This window comes from Arthrobacter sp. YD2 (genome assembly GCF_030410475.1).
GTDB lineage: Bacteria > Actinomycetota > Actinomycetes > Actinomycetales > Micrococcaceae > Arthrobacter_B > Arthrobacter_B zhangbolii.
The window spans coordinates 529036-552416 of the sequence record NZ_JAUHHB010000001.1 but is presented as its reverse complement, the minus strand read 5'-3'; the positions used below and the strand labels follow the sequence as shown (position 1 = coordinate 552416).

General features: G+C 66.4%; 22 protein-coding genes and 1 other RNA gene. 10 read left to right on the top strand and 13 right to left on the bottom strand.

The genetic code is table 11. From position 1 onward, the window contains the following. Nucleotides 1-36: 36 nt before the first annotated feature. The 4 genes from QWJ37_RS02770 to QWJ37_RS02755 all read right to left on the bottom strand — a co-directional run bounded on the left by QWJ37_RS02770 (nt 37) and on the right by QWJ37_RS02755 (nt 5128). Entirely contained in the window at nt 37-1056 is a 1020-nt protein-coding gene (locus QWJ37_RS02770; protein ID WP_290243938.1) for a PRC and DUF2382 domain-containing protein, read from the bottom strand. 333 nt (nt 1057-1389) lie between these two features. Then, nucleotides 1390-3090, bottom strand: a complete 1701-nt coding sequence (locus tag QWJ37_RS02765; RefSeq protein ID WP_290243936.1) for a long-chain-fatty-acid--CoA ligase — start codon at nt 3088-3090, stop codon at nt 1390-1392. Nucleotides 3091-3274: 184 nt separating this feature from the next. After that, nucleotides 3275-4240: an alpha-L-glutamate ligase gene (locus QWJ37_RS02760; RefSeq protein WP_290243935.1), complete on the bottom strand. Its 966-nt coding sequence runs from the start codon at nt 4238-4240 to the stop codon at nt 3275-3277. Nucleotides 4241-4375: 135 nt separating this feature from the next. Then, entirely contained in the window at nt 4376-5128 is a 753-nt protein-coding gene (locus tag QWJ37_RS02755; RefSeq protein WP_227902798.1) for an SDR family NAD(P)-dependent oxidoreductase, read from the bottom strand. A 123-nt stretch (nt 5129-5251) separates the two neighbouring features. On the opposite strand from QWJ37_RS02755, the gene QWJ37_RS02750 reads away from it, so the two are divergent. The 4 genes from QWJ37_RS02750 (at nt 5252) to QWJ37_RS02735 (ending at nt 9076) form a co-directional block, all read left to right on the top strand. Continuing rightward, nucleotides 5252-5962: a phosphoribosyltransferase family protein gene (locus QWJ37_RS02750; RefSeq protein WP_290243932.1), complete on the top strand. Its 711-nt coding sequence runs from the start codon at nt 5252-5254 to the stop codon at nt 5960-5962. A 40-nt stretch (nt 5963-6002) separates the two neighbouring features. Further along, nucleotides 6003-6827, top strand: coding sequence for an SGNH/GDSL hydrolase family protein (locus QWJ37_RS02745; RefSeq protein WP_290243931.1), 825 nt, complete (start codon nt 6003-6005; stop codon nt 6825-6827). A gap of 78 nt (nt 6828-6905) precedes the next feature. Further along, a complete protein-coding gene (locus tag QWJ37_RS02740; protein WP_227902801.1) occupies nt 6906-7505 on the top strand; it encodes a DUF308 domain-containing protein in 600 nt (199 codons plus the stop codon). A gap of 284 nt (nt 7506-7789) precedes the next feature. After that, complete coding sequence (locus QWJ37_RS02735) at nt 7790-9076, top strand: ammonium transporter (RefSeq protein ID WP_227902802.1); 1287 nt, start codon at nt 7790-7792, stop codon at nt 9074-9076. 80 nt (nt 9077-9156) lie between these two features. Here QWJ37_RS02735 and QWJ37_RS02730 read toward each other — a convergent pair whose 3' ends face one another. Beyond that, nucleotides 9157-10950, bottom strand: a complete 1794-nt coding sequence (locus tag QWJ37_RS02730; RefSeq protein WP_290243927.1) for a thiamine pyrophosphate-requiring protein — start codon at nt 10948-10950, stop codon at nt 9157-9159. A gap of 212 nt (nt 10951-11162) precedes the next feature. Between QWJ37_RS02730 and QWJ37_RS02725 the strand changes: the two genes are divergently transcribed. The 4 genes from QWJ37_RS02725 (at nt 11163) to QWJ37_RS02710 (ending at nt 14903) form a co-directional block, all read left to right on the top strand. After that, nucleotides 11163-11696, top strand: a complete 534-nt coding sequence (locus QWJ37_RS02725; RefSeq protein ID WP_290243925.1) for a dihydrofolate reductase family protein — start codon at nt 11163-11165, stop codon at nt 11694-11696. Nucleotides 11697-11906: 210 nt separating this feature from the next. After that, nucleotides 11907-12722 carry an alpha/beta hydrolase gene (locus QWJ37_RS02720; RefSeq protein ID WP_290243923.1) on the top strand — a complete coding sequence of 272 codons (816 nt, stop codon included), beginning with the start codon at nt 11907-11909 and terminating at the stop codon, nt 12720-12722. Between the two features lie 2 nt (nt 12723-12724). After that, on the top strand, nt 12725-14287 hold the full coding sequence (locus QWJ37_RS02715) for an ATP-binding protein (protein WP_290243922.1): 1563 nt from the start codon (nt 12725-12727) through the stop codon (nt 14285-14287). 139 nt (nt 14288-14426) lie between these two features. Then, complete coding sequence (locus tag QWJ37_RS02710) at nt 14427-14903, top strand: GtrA family protein (RefSeq protein WP_227902807.1); 477 nt, start codon at nt 14427-14429, stop codon at nt 14901-14903. A 12-nt stretch (nt 14904-14915) separates the two neighbouring features. Here the strand turns inward: QWJ37_RS02710 and QWJ37_RS02705 are convergent, their stop codons facing one another. The 7 genes from QWJ37_RS02705 to QWJ37_RS02675 all read right to left on the bottom strand — a co-directional run bounded on the left by QWJ37_RS02705 (nt 14916) and on the right by QWJ37_RS02675 (nt 20356). Continuing rightward, nucleotides 14916-16295, bottom strand: a complete 1380-nt coding sequence (locus tag QWJ37_RS02705) for an NAD-dependent succinate-semialdehyde dehydrogenase (protein WP_290243919.1) — start codon at nt 16293-16295, stop codon at nt 14916-14918. Between the two features lie 93 nt (nt 16296-16388). After that, on the bottom strand, nt 16389-17153 hold the full coding sequence (locus tag QWJ37_RS02700) for a trimeric intracellular cation channel family protein (protein ID WP_227902809.1): 765 nt from the start codon (nt 17151-17153) through the stop codon (nt 16389-16391). Between the two features lie 148 nt (nt 17154-17301). Further along, the gene (locus tag QWJ37_RS02695) at nt 17302-17583 is read right to left on the bottom strand and encodes a hypothetical protein (protein WP_227928432.1); all 282 of its coding nucleotides are present in this window, start codon (nt 17581-17583) and stop codon (nt 17302-17304) included. A gap of 102 nt (nt 17584-17685) precedes the next feature. Continuing rightward, nucleotides 17686-18735, bottom strand: coding sequence for a glucose 1-dehydrogenase (locus tag QWJ37_RS02690; RefSeq protein ID WP_227928431.1), 1050 nt, complete (start codon nt 18733-18735; stop codon nt 17686-17688). 136 nt (nt 18736-18871) lie between these two features. Continuing rightward, nucleotides 18872-19241: a transfer-messenger RNA gene (ssrA, locus tag QWJ37_RS02685) on the bottom strand. A gap of 257 nt (nt 19242-19498) precedes the next feature. Further along, the gene (locus QWJ37_RS02680) at nt 19499-19795 is read right to left on the bottom strand and encodes a hypothetical protein (RefSeq protein WP_227902812.1); all 297 of its coding nucleotides are present in this window, start codon (nt 19793-19795) and stop codon (nt 19499-19501) included. 66 nt (nt 19796-19861) lie between these two features. Continuing rightward, nucleotides 19862-20356 (bottom strand): hypothetical protein, encoded by a 495-nt coding sequence (locus QWJ37_RS02675; protein ID WP_290243914.1) that lies wholly within the window; start codon nt 20354-20356, stop codon nt 19862-19864. 142 nt (nt 20357-20498) lie between these two features. On the opposite strand from QWJ37_RS02675, the gene QWJ37_RS02670 reads away from it, so the two are divergent. After that, on the top strand, nt 20499-21164 hold the full coding sequence (locus QWJ37_RS02670; RefSeq protein ID WP_227902814.1) for a nucleoside/nucleotide kinase family protein: 666 nt from the start codon (nt 20499-20501) through the stop codon (nt 21162-21164). A gap of 101 nt (nt 21165-21265) precedes the next feature. Further along, a complete protein-coding gene (locus tag QWJ37_RS02665) occupies nt 21266-22192 on the top strand; it encodes an SMP-30/gluconolactonase/LRE family protein (protein WP_227902815.1) in 927 nt (308 codons plus the stop codon). 43 nt (nt 22193-22235) lie between these two features. Here QWJ37_RS02665 and QWJ37_RS02660 read toward each other — a convergent pair whose 3' ends face one another. Further along, nucleotides 22236-23255, bottom strand: coding sequence for a hypothetical protein (locus tag QWJ37_RS02660; protein WP_227902816.1), 1020 nt, complete (start codon nt 23253-23255; stop codon nt 22236-22238). Nucleotides 23256-23381: the final 126 nt, after the last annotated feature.

The window sequence follows — 23381 nt, the reverse complement described above, 5'->3', positions numbered from 1 at the left end:
GCGGTGAAACCGATAACTACACGCGGTGAAACCGTACTAGCGGCTGCCGCCGGAGCTGCCCGAGCTGCCGGAGTCCGAGCTGCCGGAGTCCGAGCCCCCGGAACCCGAACCGCCTGAGCCGCCGGACCCGGACCCGCCCGAGGTGCCGCGCCGGATGTTGGTCTCGTCCACATCCGTATCGATCTGCTCCTTGCGGACCTCCTCGGAAATGCTCTCCGTGTCCGTGACGGTCTCGGTCTCCAGCCGCACACGCTCCACCGGTTCGGTGTGCTTGGAGATCACAGGTTCCTCGGCATGCAGGGTGACCTCGTGCTCATCCTCGGTCAGCTCGGCACCGGAAAGGGCGTCACCCGCGTTGGCATCCGTGATGGGCTCACGCTCAATCCGGACCTCCTCGTGGCTGACCGGAACCTGCTGGGTCACCGTTTCCGTCACGATGTACTTGCGCAGCCGAGCCTTGCCCACGGAACGGTTTTCGGTGCCAACATTCAGTCGCTCCTCGGACCGGGTCATGGCGTCATCAATGTTGGCTCCGGACCGGGACTGATCCGAAAGGTCTGACGTGCCCGCGCCACTCGAGGTGCCGGCAGTACGCTCGTCAGAGACCAGCCCGGCGTCCGCATCGCTGCCGGACATACCGCCTGAGCTACGGCTGGAGGTGGTGCCGCCGTCGGTCAGCGTTCCGTCGTCGGCGGAAATCGTTTCCGTTTCAGTGATGGACTCGCTCGAACCGTCGTCGTAGGCGAACCCGTAGTACCGGTAGAGGGTCACTTCCTCTTCCGGACTGATGGAGCCGTCACTGTCGATGTGCGGCGCGTTCCTGACCTCTTCCTTGGAATACGGCACCAGGACGTCAACACCGTCAACGCTTGCTTCGGTGAGGGGGATGAACGTTTCCGACGTACCGAAAAGACCGGTGTTCACCGTGACCCAGGCCGGCTCGTCCGTTTGGTCATCCAGGTAGAACGTGCCGACTGAGCCGATCCTGTCACCGTTGGGGCCCAGCACATTGCCGGACCCGGCCATAAGCCCTTCGACCTGCTGATTCGTGATCATCGTGTTCTCCTCGCGACAGCGAATCCGCCGAGTCGGTTGACCGGCGGCGGTTCACCACAGACCGCAGGAGGGGGACACTGGCTTGTCCACGTGCATCCCTGGCGGCCAGTTGGTTTGGAAGTGACTTGGCAGATACCAAGCCCACTTACAATTCCAACCCGCTGCCGGGACCCCGTCAATAGGTACCGGCAGCCCGAAGAACCAGAGTGCCCGTCCGGTGGGACGGGCACTCTGCAGGACAGGCAGGCCGGCACGGGCAACCGCACGGGCAACCAGGCGCAGGCAGGAGGGGCACAGACAGTCAGGCGACCCGTCCGCCCGGAAGAAAAAAGCCTATGCGTCCTTCAGCAGGCTGTCGCGGACCTGCCGGCGCAGCACCTTGCCCAGCATGGACTTGGGCAGCTCCTCGATGGCAAGGATCTTCCGCGGCACCTTGTAGGGGGTAAGCCGTTCCCGGCAGTAGGCGCGCAGGGCGGCCTCGTCCAGTTCCGCACCTTCCTGGAGCACGACGGCGGCCACCACCTGCTCGCCTCCGTCGGCGCGGGGCAGTCCCACGACGGCGGCGTCGAGGATGAGCTGGTGGGTGCGCAGCACTTCCTCCACCTCCGTCGGGGAAACGTTGAACCCGCCGGTGATGATCAGTTCCTTGCGCCGGTCCACCACCTTCACAAACCCGTCCTCATCAACGGTGACAATGTCACCGGTCCGCAGCCAGCCGCCGTCGAGCAGTACCTCGGCGCTGCCTTCGGGATTGTTCCAGTATCCGGCGAACACCTGGGGTCCGCGGATCAGCAGTTCGCCGGGGGTGCCGGGGTCAACATCGTTCTCCGGAGCTTCCGGATCCACCACACGCATCTCGGTGCTGGGGAACGGAACGCCGATGGTGCCGTTGCGCCGGGAAGGGGCAAAGGGGTTGCCCAGTGCCACGGGCGAGGATTCGGTCAGGCCGTAGCCCTCCACCAGCAGCCCGCCGGAAACCTCTTCCCAAAGCTGGACGGTAGCTGCCGGCAGGGTCATGGCACCGGAAATGGCGTAGCGGATGGTGGAGAGGTCCACACCTCGCTTCTTGGACTCCAGCGCGGTCTTTTCATAGATGGGCGGCACGGCGCAGAAGACGGTGGGCTTGGACTTCTTCGCCGCGGTCATCACCAGATCCACATCGAACTTGGGGAAAAGCACCAGCCTCGAGCCGGTGAGCACGGAGAAGGTCAGGTACAGGGTGAGGCCGAAGGCGTGGAACATCGGGAGGACACCGTAGATGACTTCCTTGCCCTCCTGCGCTCCGTGCATCCAGGCCTTGCCCTGCAGGGCATTCGAGCGCAGGTTGAAGTGCGTGAGCATTACCCCCTTGGGCACACCGGTGGTGCCCGAGGTGTACTGCAGTGCCGCCAGGTCGGTGACCTTGGGGCGCGGGTGGTCCTTCGCCAGCGGCGCGGTGTCCAGCAGCTCCTCCCAGGCCAGGGTGTTTTCCGTCTTCGCCGTCAGTCCCTGGCGGGTCCGGCGTACCGACGGCAGCGGCAGGGTCAGCGCCATCCGCTTCAGCCGGGGCATGGCCTTGGTGATGTTCACGGCCACGATGGTGTCCACAGCGACGTCGTCCGGGAAATCCTGGACCTTTTCCACCACCTTGTCCCACACGATGGCGACCTTGGCACCGTGGTTTTCGAATTGGTGGCGCAGTTCCCGCTCGGTGTACAGCGGGTTGTGGCCGACGACGACGGCGCCCAGGCGGAGCACGGCGTAGAACGCAATGAGGTACTGCGGGCAGTTGGGCAGGATGACGGCTACGCGGTGGCCCTTGCGCACACCCAGGCGGCGCAGGCCTTCGGCGGCCCGGTTGATCCGGTCGCCCAGCTCCTTGTAAGTGGTCTCAGCGCCGAAGAATTCCAGTGCCACCTTGCTGCCGAAACGGTCCACCGCGTCTTCCATCATGGCGGTGAGGGATTCCGTGGGCAGGTCAATCTGCGCCGGAACACCGTTCTGATAGTTCTTCACCCACAGCGGTTCAGACACAGATTCGGCAGCAGCGGACATGGATAGGCTCCTTAGTTTGGCTAACAACGACTATATCGAGGCACCGCTTCCGGAGATAAAAAACGAGGCCGGGGCCACCCTGGTGCCCGCTTCCGGCGCAGATCACACCTGCTGTGGCGGAGAAGTGGCGCAGAAGCGCCGGGCTGGCGGCGCCGGGAGCCGGGCGGCTAGGCGTCCTGGCCGGCTAGGCGTCCTGGCCGGCGAGGCCTGCGAGGTACCTGGCCAGCGCCCGCGGCGCGGACCGGGGTGCCACCGCCTCAACGGCGGCGTTGTAGTTGGTGTTGGTGTTCACGTCATAGGTGAGCAGCCGGCCGTCGGCCGCTTCGATGAATTCGATGCCGCAGACCTCAATCCCGTTGCGCCGGGCGAAGTCCAGGTACTTGGCGATCACCGGCGAGTCGAAGTCCTCGCGCAGGCTGAACAGCTGGGTGTCTGCGTCGGGGGCGATGGTGGCCCCCGGGGGCATCACGGGCCGGCCGGTGACCGGGTCAATGGCGCAGGCGTCGGCCGGGCAAAGCTGGAAGCCGCCGCGGGCGGTGTCCGCCCGGATCGCGTAAATGAACTCGCCGCCGACAATCTCCGCCCGGGTAATAAAGGGTTCGGCGGCAACAATGAATTCCTGGACCAGGGTGATGCCGTCCACAGGTTCCTCGAACTCCTCCGAGGCAACGTAATCCGCCAGCTCGCCGTGCGACTCGAACTTCCGCACCCCGAGCCCCTTGCCGCCCTGGTTGTGCTTGAGTATGAACGGGGCTTCAAATTCCTTTGCAGCCGCCAGGATCTGGCCGCGGCCCACCGCTGCCACGGTGCGCGGGGTGTCAATGCCCGCAGCGCGCAGCGCGGTCAGCTGGTCCACCTTGCTCATTTCCATCTCCAGCACGCGGCGGCCGTTCACCGTGCGCCGGCCGTGGGCCTCGAGCCAGGACAGCACGGAGCGGGCATAGTCCTTGGACAGCCCGTGGTCGCGGGTATGCGCGGAGGCGCTGATCCGGGACCAGAAAATCCCTTCCGGCGGTACGGCGTCCAGGTCCAGCACCCCGTCGGTGAGCAGCCATTCCTCCACGTGGATCCCCTCCGCCTCGAAGGCGCGCGCAAAGGGCGGAAACCATTCGGGATTCTCATGCAGGGCATAAACCGTGGGGGTGCTCATGGGGTTCGCTTTCGCCGGTGTTCTCGTTGGTCTGATGCGTCCCGGTGGGGCGCACCGCCACCCTAGGCCCGCCGTCGTTCTCCCGCCAGCCCATGTGACGCTGCACGACGGCGGGGGCGGGCGCCCGGAAGCGGCCTAGCGTCCCCTGCCGGCGAGTTTGGCTACCAGCGTCTGCGGCGCCAGCTTGCTCACGGCCGCCACTGCCCGGTACCGCCTGGAGGGGATGGACATGCCCTTCCCGGCAAAGGCATCGGCGAGCCCCTCACGCACCACCTGCTCAACCTGCAGCCACATCCACTTGGGGTAGACGCTCTTGTCCATCTGCATGCGCTGGTGGAACTCGGTGTGCACAAATCCCGGGCACACGGCGGTGACGGTAATGCCGCGGTCCTTGTAGTAGATGTTGGCCCAGCGGCTGAAGTTGATCAGCCACGCCTTGGCGGCACTGTAGGTCCCGCGCGGCAGCAGGCCGGCAAGGGAGGCCACGTTGATGATCCGGCCGCCGCCGCCCGCCTGCATGGCGTTCAGCGCCGCATGGCTGAGCTTCAACGGAGCCGTCACCAGCACATTGAGGTGGTCCACCTCGGCATCAAGGTCATTCCGGGCAAAGTCGTTCTTCAACCCATAGCCGGCGTTGTTCACCAGGATCCGGACGTCGGGCTCCTGCACCCGCCGGGCCACTGCGGCCACGCCGTCCTCGGTGGAAAGGTCCGCCCCGATGTATTCCGTTTTTACCGAGTATTGCTCCGCGAGCCGTGCGGCGGCATCCGCCAGCCGCCCGGTGTCCCGGCCGGTGAGCACCAGGTTGTAGCCGCGTTCGGCCAGACGGCGGGCGAATTCCGCACCGATGCCGGAGGTTGCCCCTGTGATTACTGCTGTCTGCGTCATAGCCGCCACTTTGCTATGTCCCTGCAGCTTTGGCAACGCGGCAGGCTCCTTCCCGAACGGGCTTGCCGCCCTCCCGGCGCGGGCCTAGCGTGAAGAAAACACCACCTGCCGGAAATGGGCCCCATGCCGGAATCCGCCACCCCTCCTGGCCCCGTCCCCCCGCACGGATGGCGGGACCGCACCGATGCCGGCCGTCAGCTCGGCGCAGCGCTGACGGCCTATGCCGATGCACCCCAGCTGCTGGTGCTGGGCCTGCCCCGCGGCGGTGTGCCGGTGGCAGCGGAGGTGGCGGCCGCCCTGGACGCCCCGCTGGATGTGGTGGTGGTCCGCAAAATCGGATATGCGTTGCAGCCCGAGCTCGCCGCCGGGGCGGTCGCCGGGATAGCGGGAATCACCGAAGTGGTGCGGAACCATGACGTGCTCAGCTACTGGCGCAGCCGCAGCAGCCGGGCGGACACAATGTTTGAGGCTGCCGCCGAGGACGAGCTGGCCGAAGTGCGGCGGCGGGAAGAGCTGTTCCGGCCCGGAACCCCGGTGCGGGCGGTGCCGGGGGCAACAGTGATCCTGGTGGATGACGGCCTGGCCACCGGCTCCACTATGCGCGCGGCGCTGGGGGTGGTCCGCCGGCTGGCCCCGGCCTGGCTGGTGGCTGCCGCCCCCGTGGCCTGCGGCAGCGCAGCGGACATCCCGGCGTCGCTGGCCGACGACGTCGTGGTGCCGTGGGCACACAGCGGACTGGACGCCGTCGGACTGGCCTATGACAGTTTTCCGCAGACCACGGACGCGGAGGTCCGGGCCTTTCTGGGGGTGGGCGGACCTCCGTGGCTGCAGTAACTCTGGCCGCTGGGAACGCGCACGGGCAGACTGTCCGCTTATGGAGACCCAGCAGAGCAGTGCACAGCCGCGTCCGAACTTCTCCGGTGCCGGGTATGTCGCCCTGGGCAGCTCCTACGCTGCCGGCCCGGGGCTGGGGATTCCGGTCCCCCGCTCAGCGCCCGGCGCCCGCCGCACCGACGCGAACTATCCCCACCGCCTGGCGTCCGCGCTGGACCTGATGCTCACCGACGTCACCAGTTCCGGGGCGGTCACCGCGGACATTCTGTACCGCCGGCAGTTCGGCCAGCCGCCCCAGGCGGACGCGCTGACCCCGGACACGGACCTGGTCACCATCACTGTGGGCGGCAATGACATTGGCTACGTCACGGGTCTGGTGGCCGCCGGTTTGCCGCCCGGTCCGGCCCGGCTCGCCGGGCTGGCAGGCGGACTGCAGCGGCTGGGCACCGGGGGCCTGGACCGGCAGCTGGTTCTGCTCGAAGCCTCCCTCACCATGGTGGGCGAACTGGTCCGCCGGCGCGCGCCGCGGGCACGGGTCCTTTTTGTCCAGTACCTTCCCGTGCTGCCGCCGGACCCCGTGGTCCGTGTGCCGCGGATGAGTACCCGGCAGGCAGCGTCCGGGCGGAGGTTCTTTACGCATCTGGCCGGTGCAACGGCGCGTGCGGCCGCGGCTACCGGGGCAACTCTGGTTCCGGTAGCCGCTGCGGGTGCGGACCACCATGCCTGGTCCGATGACCCCTGGACCACCGCGGGCATCCGTCCGCGGCCGGGCGGCCCGCTGCCCTTTCACCCGAACACGGAAGGCATGGCGGCCGTGGCCGCAATGATCGGGGCGGAGCTGACGGGTTCCGGCGCCGCTCCCTAGAGAAGCAGGGCGTGCCCGGCGGATACTTGAGGCGGGTCCAGCCGGTCCGTGGGGGCAATCTCTCTGGAGGTCCTAAGCATGTCCGCATCAGGAAGCAGTTCATATCGTCAGGACAACGGGTTTGCACTGGACGCCCTGAATCTTGCCAGATCCGCCATCCGCGGGATCCGCATCGGGCTGGGAATCACCGGCCTGGTATCCGTAATTCTTGGCCTGCTGGTCCTTTTCTGGCCCGGAGCGACACTGGAGGTCCTCGCTTTTCTCTTTGGGCTCTATTTCCTGGTTGCCGGCATTATCCGTGTGCTGCTGGGCATCTTTACCGGAATCGGCGTCGGCCTGAAGATCCTGAACATTCTTGTAGGGCTGGCCTTGCTGGTGGTTGGCGTTATTGCCATCCGGAATCCGGCGGCAACCCTGACTGCGCTCGCACTGCTGCTGGGCATCGCCTGGATCGTGGAGGGCGTCATGAGCCTGGCCGAGTCCGACCGCGGGGGCTCGCGCTGGTTCGCCATTGTGCTGGGCATCCTCAGCATCCTCGCCGGAATTGCGGTGCTGATCCTGCCGCTGGGCTCCCTTGCCGTGCTGGTGATTTACGGCGGCATTTTCCTGATCGTCCTCGGCGCCCTCCAGCTGATTCGGGCATTTACCTTCGGCCGCGGGCTGCCGCGCACGGCATAGCCTGCCAGCCCCTGTCCCCGCGGTGCACACAGCATCCAGCGTTCTTACAGCGGACACCCAGCGGGTGTTAACACAGCGCTAACCTGCAGGCGCTGCCGCGCGTAACATCGGGCCGCCACCCTTGAGGGAGCGTCTCCGCCGCGGCTGCGGCGGGACTGCCGGTCAGTAATGGGGGCTGATCCATCCCTTGCCCCGCCGGCTGCACCTGCCCTTCCCTGAATGTCTGGCCTGTGTTCCGGGGGGCACGTAAACAGCGGGCACCCGACCCGAACGGGAGTACCTCCATGGACTCTGGAAACACGGCCTGGCTGCTGGCCAGTTCCGCGCTGGTCTGTCTGATGATCCCCGGCATCGCTTTTTTCTACGGCGGCATGGTGGGTTCACGGCGAATCCTGAACATGATGATGATGTGCTTTGGCGGAGCCAGCCTGGTAGCCGTCCTCTGGGTGCTGTACGGCTATTCCGCGGCCTTCGGCAACTCACTGGGCGGCGTAGGGCTGCTGGGAAACCCGCTGGAGTTCTTCGGACTGTCTGAACTGCTCACCGAGGATCCCGCAGCATCCATCCCGCTGGCACTATTCGCCGCCTTCCAACTGATGTTCGCGTGCGTCACCACGGCCCTGGTGGCCGGGTCCGCCGCCGGGCGGATGAAATTCGGCGCGTGGATGGTCTTCGCCGGCCTCTGGGCGTCGCTGGTCTACTTCCCGGTAGCGCACTGGGTCTTCGCCTTCGACAATGCCGACGGAACGGTGACCGGCGGCTGGATTGCCAACCAGCTGGGCGCCATCGACTTTGCCGGCGGCACCGCGGTGCATTTGAACGCCGGGGTTGCCGCCCTGGCACTGGCCCTTGTCCTGGGCCGGAGCAAGGGCTGGCCGCACTCACACGGCCAGCCGCACAGCCGGCCGCTGATCCTCCTCGGAGCCAGCCTGCTGTGGATCGGCTGGTACGGGTTCAACGCCGGGTCTGCGCTGAGCGCCGGGCACTCGGCCGCCGTCGTTTTCCTGAATACCGCTGTGGCCGCTGCGGCCGGCCTGCTCGGCTGGGCGCTGATGGAACGTATGCGCCTGGGCCGCTCCTCCAGCCTCGGAGCGGCGTCCGGACTGATTGCCGCCCTCGTGGCCATCACCCCGGCCTGCGGTGCCGTCAGCCCGCTGGGAGCCGTAGCCATTGGGGCAATTGCCGGGCTGGTCTGCTCGCTGGCCATTGAGCTGAAGTTCCGGCTGGGCTTTGACGATTCCCTGGACGTGGTGGGTGTCCACGCCGTCGGCGGCCTGCTGGGCACTCTGCTGATCGGCCTGTTCGCCACCGACGCGGCACCCAACGGGGTCAGCGGCCTGTTCTACGGCGGTGGTTTCTCGCTGCTGGGCATCCAGGCGCTGGCTTGCCTGGCGGTGCTGGTGTACTCGTTCGCGGTGACCTGGCTGATTGCCAAGGTGCTGCAGCTGACCATCGGGCTGCGCATCCCGGAGGAGAGCGAACTCAAGGGCATTGACCTGATCGCCCACTCCGAATCCGCCTACCGCAATGACGAAGAACCCGTGGAACTCGGCGCACCGGCCCGCTCCTAGCCTCCTCAAAGGGCAGGCCGGTCCGCTGAAAGGAGGAACGGACGCACCCTTCACGGGTGCGTCCGTTCCGGTATCCCGGCTCAGAGATCGTCGTAAAGCCCCTCCTCCTGCGCCAGGTAGGTATCCAGCAGCCGCCGGGAATGTTCGCCCGCGGCGCCCTCCTGTGCCAGCCCGTCCTTCATGGTTTGCGCCTGGGCAGCTCCGGCGGGGAAGGGCGGCAACAGCGGCACAGCCGGATCGGTCACGACTTCGATCAGGAACGGCCGCTTGGCGGCGAGCGCCACGTCCCAGGCCTCCCCCAGCAGTTCCGGGTCCTCCACCCGGACACTTTCCAGGCCCAGCAGTTTGGCGTATTCGGCGTATCTGAAGTCCGGCAGCGACTGGCTGTCCTCGAACCGCGGGTCCCCCTCCATCTCGCGCTGCTCCCAGGTCACCTCCGCCAGTTCGCGGTTATTCAGCACACACAGGACAAACCGCGGGTCCTCCCACTTCTGCCAGAGCCGGCTCAGGGTGATCAGCTCGCTCACGCCGGCCATCTGCATGGCACCGTCCCCGGAGAGCGCCACCACCGGACGGTCGGGAGCAGCAAGTTTCGCCGCCAGTCCGTACGGCACGGAGCAGCCCATGGACGCCAGGGTGCTGGAGAGGTGCGCCGGCACCCCTTCCGGCAGCTGGAGCTGCCGGGCGTACCAATAGACGGAACTGCCGACGTCGACCGCCACCTGCGCGTTGTCCGGCAGCCGCCGGTTCAGTTCCCAGACCACGCGTTCCGGGTTGACCGGATCTGCGTCGGTCATGGCGCGGACCCGGGCCAGTTCGTGCCAGCGGCGTACGCTTTCCTCCACCTTGCCCCGCCAGGGTGTATCCGGCCTGGCCTCCAGCAGTGGAATGAGGGCATCCAGTGCGGGACCGGCGTCTGAGGTAATGCCCACCTCCACCGGGTACCGGTTGCCGATGGCCGAGGCATCCCGGTCAATCTGCACGGCCCGGGCCGATCCGGGCGTTGGATAGAACTCGGTCCAGGGGTCATTGGAGCCGATGATCAGCAGGGTGTCGCAGTTATCCAGCACGTAGCCTGCGGACGCGGTGCCCAGATGCCCCATGGTCCCCGCGGCCAGGGGCGCCGTTTCATCCACGTAGGGCTTGCCGAGCAGGCTGGTGGTGATACCCGCACCAATCTTCTCCGCCAGGGCATGGACCTGCGCCCGCGCGTGCCGGGCGCCCTGGCCTACCAGCAGCGCCACCTTCTGCCCGGAATTGATCAGGTCTGCCGCGGCCTGCACATCAGCCTCGCCGGGCTGGGTGCGGGCGGGACGGAACACCGGGACGGTGTTCAGGATGCCGTGTTCCTGTTCCAGCTCCGGGGCCGGGGCCTGCTGCACATCATGCGGAATGATCACGACGGCGGGTGTGCCGGTGGCGAGCGCCTTCTTGAAAGCCCGGTCCAGGACCAGCGGCACCTGTTCCGGGGAATTGACCTGCTGCCGGAAGGCCGAGGCCACGTCCCGGGTCAGGTGCATCAGGTCCACCTCCTGCATATAGGAGGACCCAAGCACGCTGCGGGACTGCTGGCCGACAATGGCGACCACGGGCACACCGTCCAGCCGTGCGTCATACAGTCCGTTGAGCAGGTGGATGGCTCCCGGGCCCTGCGTGGACATCACCACCCCCACTCCGCCGGTGTATTTGGCGTGCCCCACAGCCATAAAGGCAGCGTTTTCCTCGTGCCGGACCTGGATGAATTCGGGATCTCCGCTGCGGCGCATGGCGCCGAGCACGGTGTTGATCCCATCGCCGCTGTACCCGAAGACGCGCTGCACGTTCCAGGCTTTCAGGCGATCGACAATCACATCAGCAACAAGCCGTTCACTCATGTTTCGTCCTTCCGCGTTCCGTCCGGCCGGAGCCGCCCGGCGGCCGGATGCGCACATAGTCAGGGTGCTTATGGTGCTTTCCTTTCAACCTATCCCCTTCGCGGCGTCCACGCCTCACCCGCCCATGATGTCCGGCGTCCTGATCCCGTTCCGGCACCACCGCCGGCTCCCGTCCCCTGCCTTTCGGCGGACGCTGCGCGTAATCTTGCAGCATGCCCAAGGTCATCTATTACGTAGCTTCGTCCCTGGATGGCTTTATTGCGACAGCCGACAACAACCTGGACTGGTTGCTGCAGTTCGGCTTCGAGCCCTTCCAAGCGCACTATGACCGGTTCATCGCCGGAGTCGGTGCGGTGATTATGGGTGGAGAAACCTACCGCTGGCTCCGCGCCGAGGAACCGGATGCCTGGGCCTACAGCCAGCCGTGCTGGGTGCTGACTTCCCGGGAGGAAACCCCGCCGCCGCAGGGCGACATACGGTTTGCCGCCGGGGACGTGGAGCAGGTACTTGACGAAGCCCGGGACGCCGCCGGGGAGCGCAACGTCTGGGTGGTGGGAGGCGGCAATGTGGCGGCCCAATTTGCTGACGCCGGGCTGCTGGACGAACTGTGGGTGACCTACATGCCCGTTGCCCTGGGCAGCGGGCGGCGGCTTCTTCCGGTGGACCGCCCCACCCGGCCCATGCAGCTGGTGGCCACCACCCAGTTCAACGGCGGGGCGGCCGAGCTCCGGTTCTCCGTGCGGTAAACCCAACGGACCGTCCATTCCCTCATCCGGCGGCATAAGAATGCTGTTTTTCACCGCATTGGAATCCTCCGCTGCGGAACACATTAGAGGGCATATTTATGCACCCCGGGCTGGCAATTAAAGCCGTGCGGAACCTGTAAAGTGTGCAGTTGAATCCGCTCTGGGCCCCGGGCGGTTATTGCATCAGAAGAAAAGCAGGCGCTGGGACACATGAAGACTGATATCCGGACCCGGAACAACGTTCGAGTGCTCGGACGCACGGAGGGTCCGGTATTGCTTTTCGCGCACGGGTTCGGCTGCGACCAGGGGATGTGGCAGCATGTACTGCCGCATTTCACCGATGACTACAAGGTCGTCGTCTTTGACCACGTGGGCGCGGGCGGCTCGGACCTCGATGCCTATGAACCGGAAAAATACTCCACCCTGGACGGCTACGTTTCCGACGTCCTGGAACTGTGTGAGGACCTTGACCTGGAGGATGTCACCTTCATCGGCCACAGCGTCAGCGCCATGATGGCCGTGGCCGCGGCGGCACGGAAGCCCGACCGGCTGGGCCGGATCATCCTCGTGGCCCCCTCCGCCAGCTACATGGACTACCCGGAGGACGGGTATACAGGCGGTTTCAGCCGCGCCGACCTCGACGACCTGCTGGTCTCCCTGGACACCAATTACCTGGTCTGGGCAGCAACCATGGCACCGGTCATCATGGGAAACCCCGACACCCCCGCCCTGGGCACCCGACTGGAGGACAGCTTCTGCCGGGTCAACCCGACCATCGCCCGCCAGTTCGCACGGGTGGCCTTCCTGTCCGACGTCCGCCACCTGCTGAAGGACGTTTCCCTTCCCACACTGATCATGCAGGCCTCCGCAGACCTGCTCGCACCGGATCACGTGGGCGTCTATCTGCAGGAACGCATCCCGGGCAGCACACTGGTGCGGATGGAAGCCACCGGCCACCTTCCGCATGTGAGCGCGCCCAAGGAGACGGCAGGCATCATCTCGCAGTATCTGCAGCAGTCGACGTAACCGTGGAGCAGCTTTTCCCCCTCGACTACGAGGCGTTGTTCAACAACGCCCCGGCCGGACACATCCTGACCCTGACGGACGGAACCGTCGTGTCCGCCAACACCATGCTCCTCTCCTGGATCGGCAAGTCCCTGGAGGAGCTGCGCGGCACCAGCCTGCTCAAGCTGCTCCCTGTGGGCGACCGCATTGTCTACACCACCCACGCCATGCCGCAGCTGGGAATGAAAGCGACTTTCGCCGAGCTCGCCGTCGACCTCCTGGGACCCGAAGGCCGGCGCATTCCGGTGCTGCTCTCCGCCACCCGCACCCCCGCCACCGCCGACCGCCCGGCGCTTGACCAGGTAGTGGCGTTCTACGCGCATGAGCGGCGGCTGTATGAACGGGACCTGATTTCCGCCCTGCGCACCGCGGAAGAGGCCGAAGCGGCACGCGCTGAGGCCGAAGCCACTCTGACCGCGCAGACCGTGGTGCTGCAGGAGAAGGACGTGGTGCTGCAGGCCTCCCTGTTGGAGAGCCTGCGCAAGGAGCTGATGCTCGAGTCCATCCTCAACACCGTGCGGGTGGGTGTGGTGGTCATTGACGAGGAAGGGCGGCGCCTGCTCACCAACCCCCGCCAGCAGTTCCACGAACGCCTGGCCGCCCCCAGTTTCACCCGGCGCCCCTCCGAGGCCGAGTTGCTCATTTTCGGGCCGGACCGCATCACCCCGGTTCCGCCGGCCGAGCGTCCGGTGCAGCGGGCATCGGAGGGGCACTCCTTCTCCGACCAGCTGGTCTGGTACGGCGAGGGCGAGGAGCAAAAGGCACTTAGCGTCTCGGCCCGTTCCATGCACGGCGACGACGACGCGTTCCAGGGCTCGGTGATCGCGTACAGCGACGTCACGGGCCTGGTGAATGCGGTGGCTGCCAAGGACGACTTCGTGGCCAATGTGTCCCACGAGCTGCGCACCCCGCTGACCTCCATCATGGGGTACCTGGAACTGGCGCTGGATGAGGAAGACGCCATCCCCTCCTATGTGGCGTCCTCCCTGAAGGTGGCGCAGCGGAACTCCGAGAAACTGCTGCACCTGGTCTCGGACCTGCTCTCCGCCGCGGCCGGTTCCGCCAGCATGGAGCTGGAGGTCACCGACCTCAGCGAGCTCATCCGCGCAGGCATCACCTCTGCGGCCCCGCGCGCGGAAATGAACGGCGTCGACATTGTCACCGAGCTGCCCGAGAACCTGCCGGCCATGCTGGATCCCAAGCGGATGGCGCAGGTCCTGGACAACCTGCTCTCCAACGCGGTCAAGTACTCCCCCGACGGCGGACAGGTCACGGTCAGCGCCTGGCGCACGGAAGCCGGGACCACGGTGCTGCGGGTCGCCGATTCCGGCATCGGCATGACCGGCGCCGAGCAGGCCGAGGTCTTTACCAAGTTCTTCCGCTCGGGCACGGCCCGCAGGGCACAGATCCCCGGCGTCGGCCTTGGCCTGGTGATTTCCAAGCGCATTGTGGAAGAGCACGGCGGCACCATCGCCTTGGAGAGCGAATCCGGCAAGGGCACTGTATTTACGGTCACACTGCCCTGATCCAGCTTGCCAGCGAACTGATTTTGCGGCCGAATGCACGGTGTGCAATCATCCGAAGGTAAAAGGCCCGGCCGTGTGTACGCACCGGCCCGGGCAGGAGGCAGCCTCCCGGGCGAGCGCGGTTGAACGGATTTCGGTAATGGCAGGAACCACAGGGGTGCGCAGGATTGCTCACCGGCTGGGCTCATTTTCAGTGGTGGGCACCGTCGCGTTTGTGGTGGATGTGGGCCTGTTCAACATCCTCTCGGCCACCCTGATCCAGGACAGCCCCATCTTGGCCAAGACCATTTCCGTGCTGGCCGCCACCACGGTGTCATGGCTGGGCAGCCGGTACATTACCTTCCGGAAACTCCGTACACGCAGCATCCGCAGTGAAACGCTGCTCTTTGCCCTGACCAACCTCGTGGGGCTGCTGATCTCCGCCGGCTGTCTCTACGTCTCGCACTACCTGCTGGGCTTCCAAAGCCAGTTCGCGGACAACATTTCCGGCAACGTGGTAGGTATCGCGCTGGGTAACATCTTCCGGTATTTCGCCTACCGGTACGTGGTGTTCAACGGCCCCAGCGAGCACGCGGATGCTTCCCGGCCGGAACCGGAAAGCAGCCGCGCGGCCTGAGCTGCAGGGGGCTCAGCGCTTCTTGGGAATGCGGATCAGCTTCCGGTTCACAAACTCGGCCATCCCGTACCGGGCCAGTTCCCGGCCCACGCCCGAACGCTTGACGCCGCCGAAGGGCAGGTCCTCCTGCGTACCGGAAGTGCCGTTGATCCAGACCATGCCGGTCTCCAGCCGGTCAGCCACCTCCAGCGCCCGGCCTTCATCGGCGCTGAACACGGCCCCGCCCAGACCGAAGGGCGAGTTGTTGGCCAGCTCCACTGCTTCATCGGCGTTGGCGACCTTGTAAATCACGGCCGCCGGCCCGAACAGTTCCTCCGAGAAGGCACGCATGTCCTCAGTGACGTCGGTCAGGACTGTCGGCTGGACGTAGGATCCGGGACGGTCGATCCTCCCGCCGCCGGTGCGCAGGGTGGCGCCCCGCTCCACGGCGTCGCGGATCTGTTCCAGCAGCCCGTCCGCGGCGGACTGTGAGGAGAGCGGACCAAACCGCGTCTCCTGCTGCAGCGGGTCTCCGGGCTCGATGGCCGCCATGCGGGCGGTGAACTTCTCCACGAACTCCTCGTAGAGATCCTCCACCACAATGAACCGTTTCGCCGCGTTGCAGGCCTGCCCTGTGTTGCCCATCCGCCCGGCAACCGCTGCCTTGACCGTCGCGTCCAGGTCTTCGGAGTCCAGGACAATGAACGGGTCGCTGCCGCCCAGTTCAAGGACGTACTTCTTCAGGTTGCGTCCGGCCACTTCGGCGACGGCGGCACCGGCACGTTCGCTGCCGGTCAGGGACACACCCTGGATGCGCGGGTCGGCAATGATGTCCGCAGCCTGCTCGTTGGTGGCGAAGATGTTGGTGTAGGCACCGGAGGGGACTCCGGCATCGGCGAAAATCTGTTCCATGGCCAGCGCGGACTGCGGGCAGTTGTTGGCGTGCTTGAGCAGCACCGTATTGCCCAGCATCAGGTTCGGCGCTGCGAAACGTGCCACCTGATAGTAGGGATAGTTCCACGGCATGATCCCCAGCAGGGCACCAACGGGCAGGGTACGCACCACGGCGCTGCCACCGCCCCGGGGATCAAGCTGTTCATCCGCCATAAAGCCGGGCCCCTCGGTGGCGTAGTACTCGTAGATGTTGGCGGAGAGCGCCACTTCACCCTTGGCTTCGCGCAGCGGCTTGCCCATTTCCAGGGCAATGAGGGCGGCGAGTTCGTCGGAACGCTCCCGGTAGAGTTCGGCGACGCGTGAGAGAACCTTGCTGCGGTTTTCCACCGGTTCGGCACGCCAGTGGGTAAAAGCGGCATGGGCTGAATCGATGGCCTGGCGGATTTCGCCGTCGGTGGCCGTGGGGAATTCCTGAAGGGTCTCTCCAGTGGACGGATTTACGCTCTTGTAAGCAGTCATGTGCGCCACGCTACCCGCGCATATCGCGTCTGTAAAAGCACGGATTCCGGGGACTAAATCCGGTTGTTTCAGTGTTTAGGCGGACATTCTTTGCTAGGAATGCCGGGGCGCGTCCGGCGATTCGTCGCTGGTGCCGGTTCCGTTCCGGCGCAGGCGCGGCAGCTTCAGTTTCGGCCGCGGCCAGCCGGCTCCGGGACGCTCCGCTGGCCGTGCCCGCCGCGGCAGCCGGACATTGAACTCCCCCGGCCCGGGCAGCCGCCAGCCGCGCCGCCGGGCCAGGATGCACAGCACGGCGGCCGTGCCGATGGCCACGCCCATGCCCACGTTCTGCAGGCCCATGTTGTACAGGACAGCCATTTCGACGGCGGCCACCAGTGCACCGGTGGCGTACAGCGTGTTGCCACCGAAAATGGCGGGCACCCGGCCCACCACAATGTCGCGGATCATGCCGCCGCCCACGGCCGTGGCCACACCGATGAGGATGGCCGGCAGCCAGTCCAGGTTCACGGCGAGTGCCTTGGCAGTGCCGGTCGCGGCCCAGCAGCCCAGCGCGAACGCGTCGATCACTATGAGGAAGCGGTTGGCCCATTTGCCTTTGAGCTCAATGGCGTAGGCGATGAAGGCACCGGCGAGGGCGGTGATGAGGTAGGCGGGGTTGGTCAGCGCCACCGGTGTCCCTTCCTGCAGCAGGGTATCCCGCAGGACACCGCCGCCCAGGGCGGATGTCAGGGCCAGCACGATGAACCCCACCGGGTCCATCCGCAGCTGCCGGGCGACGGCTCCACCCAAAACGCCGTTGGCCAGCACACCGGCCAGGTCGACGACGTCGAAGACCGCCGCCGGGTCAAAGTAATTCACGCCGCTCCTGCTGTTGATCTGCCCCTTGTGCCGCCGTTCATTCTACGCGGGCCGGCACGCCGGCAGCGGTGCCGCAGCCGGGAATCCGCGGCCGCGGACCCTGATGCGGCACGTCCGGTACCGCTGGAGCGGGCAGGGCATCACGGCATCAGCCGTCCCCCTGCGGATAGTCCTCGTCGCTTCCCGGAACGTCGGTGTTCTGTTCCAGGATGTCGGCCTCGGACCCGTCGGGGTACACCCGGCCTTCCGGACCTGCGTCACCGGCCCCCGGCACCTCCGGGATTTCCTGCTCGATACCGTCAGTGCCGTCCCGGTGGATTTCCCCCGCGGGCCCGGCATCTCCTGCACCGGGAACGGCGGGAATGTCCTGCTCCGCCCGGTCAGCTTCGGAACCGCCGGGAATCAGCGGAAGATCGGTGTCCTTATCCATCTGAGTGCCTCCAATGCGAGCTGGCGTGACCGCGGCGGCGGCCGCTTTGGTCCTTCCTGTGTATCACCGAATCCTCCGCGGCTGAATAGCCTGCGGAACCGGTCAGGCGTCCTGCAGGTCAAGCACCACTTTGATGTCCTCGCCCTGATCTTCAAAGGCCCGGGCATAGTCAGCGAGCGGGACCCGGCGGGAGATGATCTTCTCCAGCCATCCCGTGTCGGTCCGTGCCAGCACTTCAGCGGCCTTCAGGTAATGCCTGCGGTTGGCATTGACGGTTCCAAAGACCACCCGGTTGTCCATGACCAGTCCCAGGTTCAGGGCGCCCAGGTCCAGGGGCTCCTCGGCACCGGTTTCGGAGACACCGGTCAGGCAGGTGACGGAGTTTTTGGCGCCGCGGTGCAGGACCTCCCGGATCACCGCGGGCGCACCTGTGCATTCGATGATGATGTCCGCGCTGATGCCTGAATCCGTGAGGCTGTCCGTGTGGAACACAGCCCCCAGTTCCTTCACCAGATCCGCCTTGGGTCCGTCTTCCTCCAGGTCAAAGACGTGCACTTCGAGTCCGCGCTGCACTCCGAACAGGGCGGCCAGCAGGCCCACCGGTCCGGCGCCGGTCACGGCGGCTACCCGCGGACGGAAATAGGCACGGCTGCCAATCCGGTCAATCTGCTCCCAGGCCTTGGCCAGGATGGTGGCCGGCTCCAGCAGCACTCCCACCCGGTCCAGTGACGGGTCCAGTTTCACCATCTCTTCCGGTTCGCCGCGCCAGCGTTCGCGGGCAAAACCGTCCATCCCTTCAATGCCGTGCTCGGTATAGGTGCCGGTATGGCACATGTCCCATTCGCCCGCAGCACAGGCAGGGCACTTCTCGGCACAGGGCCGGCGGACAATACCCACCACCAGGTCTCCGGCGGCAAGCCCGGAATCTTCCGGCGCCTCCAGCACGCGGCCAAGGTTCTCGTGTCCCATCACCAGATAATCCCGGTTGGCGGGTGCCGTGCCGAACTCAGCGGCAATAACCTCCCGGTCGGTGGCACACAGTCCCACCGACAGGATCTCCACCAGCACGCTGCCTTCCGCTGCATCCGGTTCCGGCAGGTCCCTCAGCTCCAGCGAATCCTTTTGTCCGGGGCTGATTGTCAGTGCCTGCATGTCCATCCCTTCGCGCACGGGGCCGTTTGCCCTCTGCATCCCACATTAGTGCCGGAGGCAGAAGGTGCTTCAACGCCAGTACACGGGGCCGGACACGCGGAAAGGCCCGCCCCTTCAGGGGCAGGCCTTTCGCCTGGTGTGGAGATGGGGGGAATCGAACCCCCGTCCGGTGTTGTTTTGCCAGGGCTTCTCCGGGCGCAGTATGCGTCGGATTTTCTCGGCCCCGGCCATCCTGCATACAGGTGGCCGGTCCGGGCCCAGCCGTCAAAAAGTCCCGAACACCCCGACGGCGGAAGTGTTCAGCAGTGGCCCTCTAAACGACGCCAGGATCCGGAGCGAGAGCGACTCCGGGCTGACGGACTACTCCGGCTGCTTAGGCAGCGAGAGCGAAGTCAGTGCGCATAGGTTTGGCACTTATTTTTTTGCAGAGAGCGTTAACGAGATAACTCTGCGTTCTCGGCCCGCTTCCCCTGGCACAACCAACATCGTCGAAACCGATCATCCCCGTATTGAATTACCAATCAACAAGTTGCCAATCAAGCGACGGCGCCGGTGTCCCGGCTTCCGCTGCGGGCCCTGTTCCGCCCGCATCAGGTATAACGACGACGCCGGGCCGATGATTCCCGCTCTGCCCTGCCTTGTGCCGCGGGCTTGTTGCCGCGCGGGCTGCCGCCGGCAAGGGGCTGGCAGAGGCCCGGCGTGAGGCGACGCCGGGGCTGCCGCCGGGCCGGGACCGCTGTCCCCGCCCGGCAGCCAGAGAGAATCAGCGCTTGCGGCCGAAGACCAGCGAGGCCAGGGCCACGGCGCCGGTCACGGTATAGACGGACGGCCAGGCCCCCATTTTCTTGGCCAGCGGGTGGGACAGGCCGAACGCGGCCACGTAGCCGGCGGTGAGGGCTGCAGCCTTGCCCGTGCCGGCGTCGCGCTTCCACAGGGCAAAGGCAGCGGCACCTGCGGCGGCAAGGACGGCTCCACCAAGCTGGCGGTTGCCGGTGTCACGGGCGGTCTTGTAGCCGCCGATCAGGCCGGCACTGGTAATCAGGGGGGTCAGCAGGGACAACGTATCTCTCCTCCGGTAGACAACAACCCCAGCTTAGGCCGGGCAAAGGACTGTGCGCACGGCGGGTTAGTGGCTGGTGGTGCCCTGCCTGGATTCCAGGACTGGCGGGATCAGGGCATCTGAGACCACACCGGTAATCCAGGCATAGACCGTCTTGTGCCAAACATCCACTGCGGTCTCGGACAGCGGCCACGAGGTGGGCGGGGCTCCGATGCCGGTGGCGTTTTCAAGTGTCTGGTCCGTGGCCAGGCGGACAACGCTGAAGGTCGTGTTCGCAACCGGGCCGCGGATCCCGGTGACGGACCAGATCCCGCGCAGGGCACCGAGAACCGCGCCCGTCCCCCAGTGCATGGCGTGGTTCCAGAGCGGGGGCCGGGCATCGGCGGCGGGTTTTTGGCCCAGCAGGCTCAGCAGGGTGCGGGCCGGAACGTAGGAATTGGGCCTCCGGGTCACAGCCTGTTCCAGTTTTTCGCCGGCGGTCATTGCTGCGACACCGGCCAGTCCGGCAACTGCGCCCTGCCCTGCTGCTTTCAAGAGCTTGCGTCCTCGGAAATCTGACATATCTGCCTCCTCGTGTGCTCGGCCTTTGCCCACCACCATAGGAGAACCGGCGGACATTTTCCTGTCCGGGCGCCCGTTGCCAAGGCACCGTAGACTGGCACTTTCCGGGCGGCGAAAGACGTGGGCAGAGGAGAATGCGGTTATGTCCTTCCCTACTCTGAGGCAGCTGCAGGACAGGCTGACGGCGTTGGCCGGTTCCTGTACCGGAACCCTCGTCATTGGCGTCACCGGTGCGCCGGGGGCGGGCAAAACCACCCTGGTTGAGGCCCTGGTCCGTGCCCTGAACCCGGAACACCAGCCCGTGGAGTCCCGCCGCTTTGCCCATGTGCCGATGGACGGTTTCCACCTCTCGGACCGGGAACTGGACCGGCAGGGCCTGCGGGAGCGCAAAGGTGCCCCGGAAACCTTCGACGCATACGGCTACGCTGCCCTGCTGGACCGGCTGCTCTCCGCCGGGCGTACCGACGTCGTCTACGCCCCGGGGTTCGAGCGGACTCTGGAGCAGCCGCTGGCCGGGGATATCCCGGTTTTCCCGGCAGCCCGGATCATCCTCACCGAAGGCAACTATCTCCTGCTGGACCGCCCCGAGTGGGAACAGGTACGTGCCCGCTGCGCAGAGGTCTGGTACTGCGAACCGGAGGAGGACCTGCGGGTGCAGCGCCTGGTGGAACGGCATATCCGCTTCGGCAAAAGCCCGCAGGCAGCCGCTGCCTGGGTACAGGAGGTGGACCAGCCCAACGCGGAGCTGGTCCGGGCCTCCCGCGGGCGGGCCGACGTGCTGATCCGCGGTTTCCGTAACCTGCCCTGATCACTGCCCGGCTTGGGCCGTGCCCCACGCTCGCGTATAAAAGGACGCAGACCGTACGCGCTTGACCCGGGCCCCCTGCGGCCTCGAACAGGAGACAAAGCATGGACGCAGACGCATCCCCCCGGACGCTGCTGGAAACCGGAGCCGCACTGGAACAGGTGGGTACGGGCGCGGTCTGGGCCGAGGGACCCTGCTGGGTTCCCGGACGCAACGCCGTACGGTACAGCGATGTGCGCAGCAACCGGATCCTGGAATACAGCGAAACCAGCGGTGAGCTCAGCGTCTACGGCCAGGACGTGGAGTTCACCAACGGCCGCGCCCTGGACGCGGACGGGTCGGTGGTCCAGTGCTCGCACGGGCGCCGCGCCATTGAACGGGACCGCGACGGCGCCGTGGAAACCCTGGTGGACCGTTTCGGCGGGGTGCGCTTCAACTCCCCCAACGACGTCGTTGTGAAGTCCGACGGCACCATCTGGTTCTCGGATCCCTCCTACGGCATCGACAACCCGGCCGAAGGCCACCCCGGCGAGCTGGAATACGGGGACCGGTACGTGTTCCGTTTTGACCCGGCCAGCGGGGAACTCACCGCAGTCATCACGGATATCATGGCGCCCAACGGGCTGGCATTCTCACCGGATGAGTCCGTCCTCTATGTCTCGGACACCGCCGAGGAGACCGTCTCCCCCGCCGGTCCCGCCCAGGCCGACGGCAACCCGATCCGCGCCTACGACGTCGTGGACGGCCGGCAGGCGAAGAACGGCCGGGTGTTCGTGCGGGTAGCCCCTGGCGTACCGGACGGTTTCCGGGTGGATACGGACGGCAACATCTGGTCCTCCGGCGGGGACGGGGTGCGGGTCTTCTCCCCGGCCGGGGAACTGCTGGAACACATTCCGGTGCCGGAGACGGTCAGCAACGTCTGCTTCGGCGGCGCAGACGGCCGGACCCTGTACATGACTGCCACGTCCAGCCTGTACCGGATCCGCACCACCGCTACCGACGCCGCCGCTGCCCTCCGCGCCGGGCGCTAGTGTCCCTCCTGCGTCCCGGCCCCCAGCGGGTCCGGGGACAGGTTCAGGACACTAACCGGCGCAGGCGATACTCGAGTTTCCCGCGCCGGGTGCCGTCCTCGCTCAGGTGTGCGGTGCGCTGGATATACGCCCTGCCCCATTGCTCCAGCAGGTAGTCATCTGCGGCGCGCACGTGTCCGGGCGGGAAGCGGTAGCGCAGCCGGTCAGCCAGGGCTGTCCAGTCCGCCGAGCGCAGCAGGGCCGTGGCCTCCGACAGCGAATACACGGTGTTGGCCTCAAGCACCTGGACCAGCCAGTCGTAGTGTTCGGCGCGGCTGCGCGGGTTCTCGGGCAGTTCCTGTTCCAGCACCTCGCGCAGGGCGGCCGCGTTCAGCTCGTCGCCGCTCTGCACGCCGGCCACCCGCGCCTCGCCGCGCAGCCGCTGCAGCGCGACCACATGGTTAATGGCGTCGAACTCCCGGTCCGCCAGTTCAATCAGCCCGGAGGCCAGGGTGAACGCCCGGTTGACTTCCGGCGGGACGGGTCCGGTGCCCTTGTACCGGATCTCATGCTCGAACTCGGCCCAGGCGTGCTGCAGGATGGTGCGGAACTGCACTTCAAAACGCTGTCCGCAGAAGTTTTCGCAGCCGGCAGGCGGGTTGTCCCGGGGCACCCGGAGGACCAGGTGCTGGCCGGAGTAGCCGAAGTCGCCGCGGGCTTTCTGCTCGGCGGATTTATCTACGTGGTCCAGTTCCTCGAAGGCGCCCGCCAGCGCTTCCATGGCGGCCGGAATGTCCGATTCCAGGAACAGGATGATCCGCACGCCGATCAGGTCATCGATGTCCTCAAGCCCGTTGGCGTACCGGGGCGTGCCGTCTTCGGTGCGCCGGTCCAGTTTCCGGCCCAGGGAGTCCGCCTCCTTCACCCGGTGCTGGATGTGGTGGTAATTCAGGCCGTCATCGCCCAGCCGGGCCAGGACTGCTGAATGGATTCCCTCATCTGCGCCCTGATAACGGCTCAGGTCCATTGCGTACGTGCCCAGCCAGTCATTGATCCGCATACTGTGCGTCGGCAAAAGTTCCATGGACAACGCGTTTCCCCTGTCTCCCACGGTTCTCCGCAGCCGGCGTCCGGCGGCGGGGTGGAACAACTGCCTCAATTGTGTGGCGCGGGCCCATGCCCCGCAAGGGTCCGGCCGGGACAGGAACGG

Bases quoted from the DNA above. Each gene is read 5' to 3' on its own strand.
- QWJ37_RS02670 (WP_227902814.1), top strand. From the start codon at position 20,499: ATGTCCTTCCCTACTCTGAGGCAGCTGCAGGACAGGCTGACGGCGTTG.
- QWJ37_RS02705 (WP_290243919.1), bottom strand. From the start codon at position 16,295: ATGACTGCTTACAAGAGCGTAAATCCGTCCACTGGAGAGACCCTTCAG.
- QWJ37_RS02660 (WP_227902816.1), bottom strand. From the start codon at position 23,255: ATGGAACTTTTGCCGACGCACAGTATGCGGATCAATGACTGGCTGGGC.
- QWJ37_RS02710 (WP_227902807.1), top strand. From the start codon at position 14,427: ATGGCAGGAACCACAGGGGTGCGCAGGATTGCTCACCGGCTGGGCTCA.
- QWJ37_RS02745 (WP_290243931.1), top strand. From the start codon at position 6,003: ATGGAGACCCAGCAGAGCAGTGCACAGCCGCGTCCGAACTTCTCCGGT.
- QWJ37_RS02740 (WP_227902801.1), top strand. From the start codon at position 6,906: ATGTCCGCATCAGGAAGCAGTTCATATCGTCAGGACAACGGGTTTGCA.
- QWJ37_RS02750 (WP_290243932.1), top strand. From the start codon at position 5,252: ATGCCGGAATCCGCCACCCCTCCTGGCCCCGTCCCCCCGCACGGATGG.
- QWJ37_RS02675 (WP_290243914.1), bottom strand. From the start codon at position 20,356: ATGTCAGATTTCCGAGGACGCAAGCTCTTGAAAGCAGCAGGGCAGGGC.
- QWJ37_RS02725 (WP_290243925.1), top strand. From the start codon at position 11,163: ATGCCCAAGGTCATCTATTACGTAGCTTCGTCCCTGGATGGCTTTATT.
- QWJ37_RS02765 (WP_290243936.1), bottom strand. From the start codon at position 3,090: ATGTCCGCTGCTGCCGAATCTGTGTCTGAACCGCTGTGGGTGAAGAAC.
- QWJ37_RS02735 (WP_227902802.1), top strand. From the start codon at position 7,790: ATGGACTCTGGAAACACGGCCTGGCTGCTGGCCAGTTCCGCGCTGGTC.
- QWJ37_RS02695 (WP_227928432.1), bottom strand. From the start codon at position 17,583: ATGGATAAGGACACCGATCTTCCGCTGATTCCCGGCGGTTCCGAAGCT.
- QWJ37_RS02755 (WP_227902798.1), bottom strand. From the start codon at position 5,128: ATGACGCAGACAGCAGTAATCACAGGGGCAACCTCCGGCATCGGTGCG.
- QWJ37_RS02770 (WP_290243938.1), bottom strand. From the start codon at position 1,056: ATGATCACGAATCAGCAGGTCGAAGGGCTTATGGCCGGGTCCGGCAAT.
- QWJ37_RS02720 (WP_290243923.1), top strand. From the start codon at position 11,907: ATGAAGACTGATATCCGGACCCGGAACAACGTTCGAGTGCTCGGACGC.
- QWJ37_RS02665 (WP_227902815.1), top strand. From the start codon at position 21,266: ATGGACGCAGACGCATCCCCCCGGACGCTGCTGGAAACCGGAGCCGCA.
- QWJ37_RS02760 (WP_290243935.1), bottom strand. From the start codon at position 4,240: ATGAGCACCCCCACGGTTTATGCCCTGCATGAGAATCCCGAATGGTTT.
- QWJ37_RS02730 (WP_290243927.1), bottom strand. From the start codon at position 10,950: ATGAGTGAACGGCTTGTTGCTGATGTGATTGTCGATCGCCTGAAAGCC.
- QWJ37_RS02690 (WP_227928431.1), bottom strand. From the start codon at position 18,735: ATGCAGGCACTGACAATCAGCCCCGGACAAAAGGATTCGCTGGAGCTG.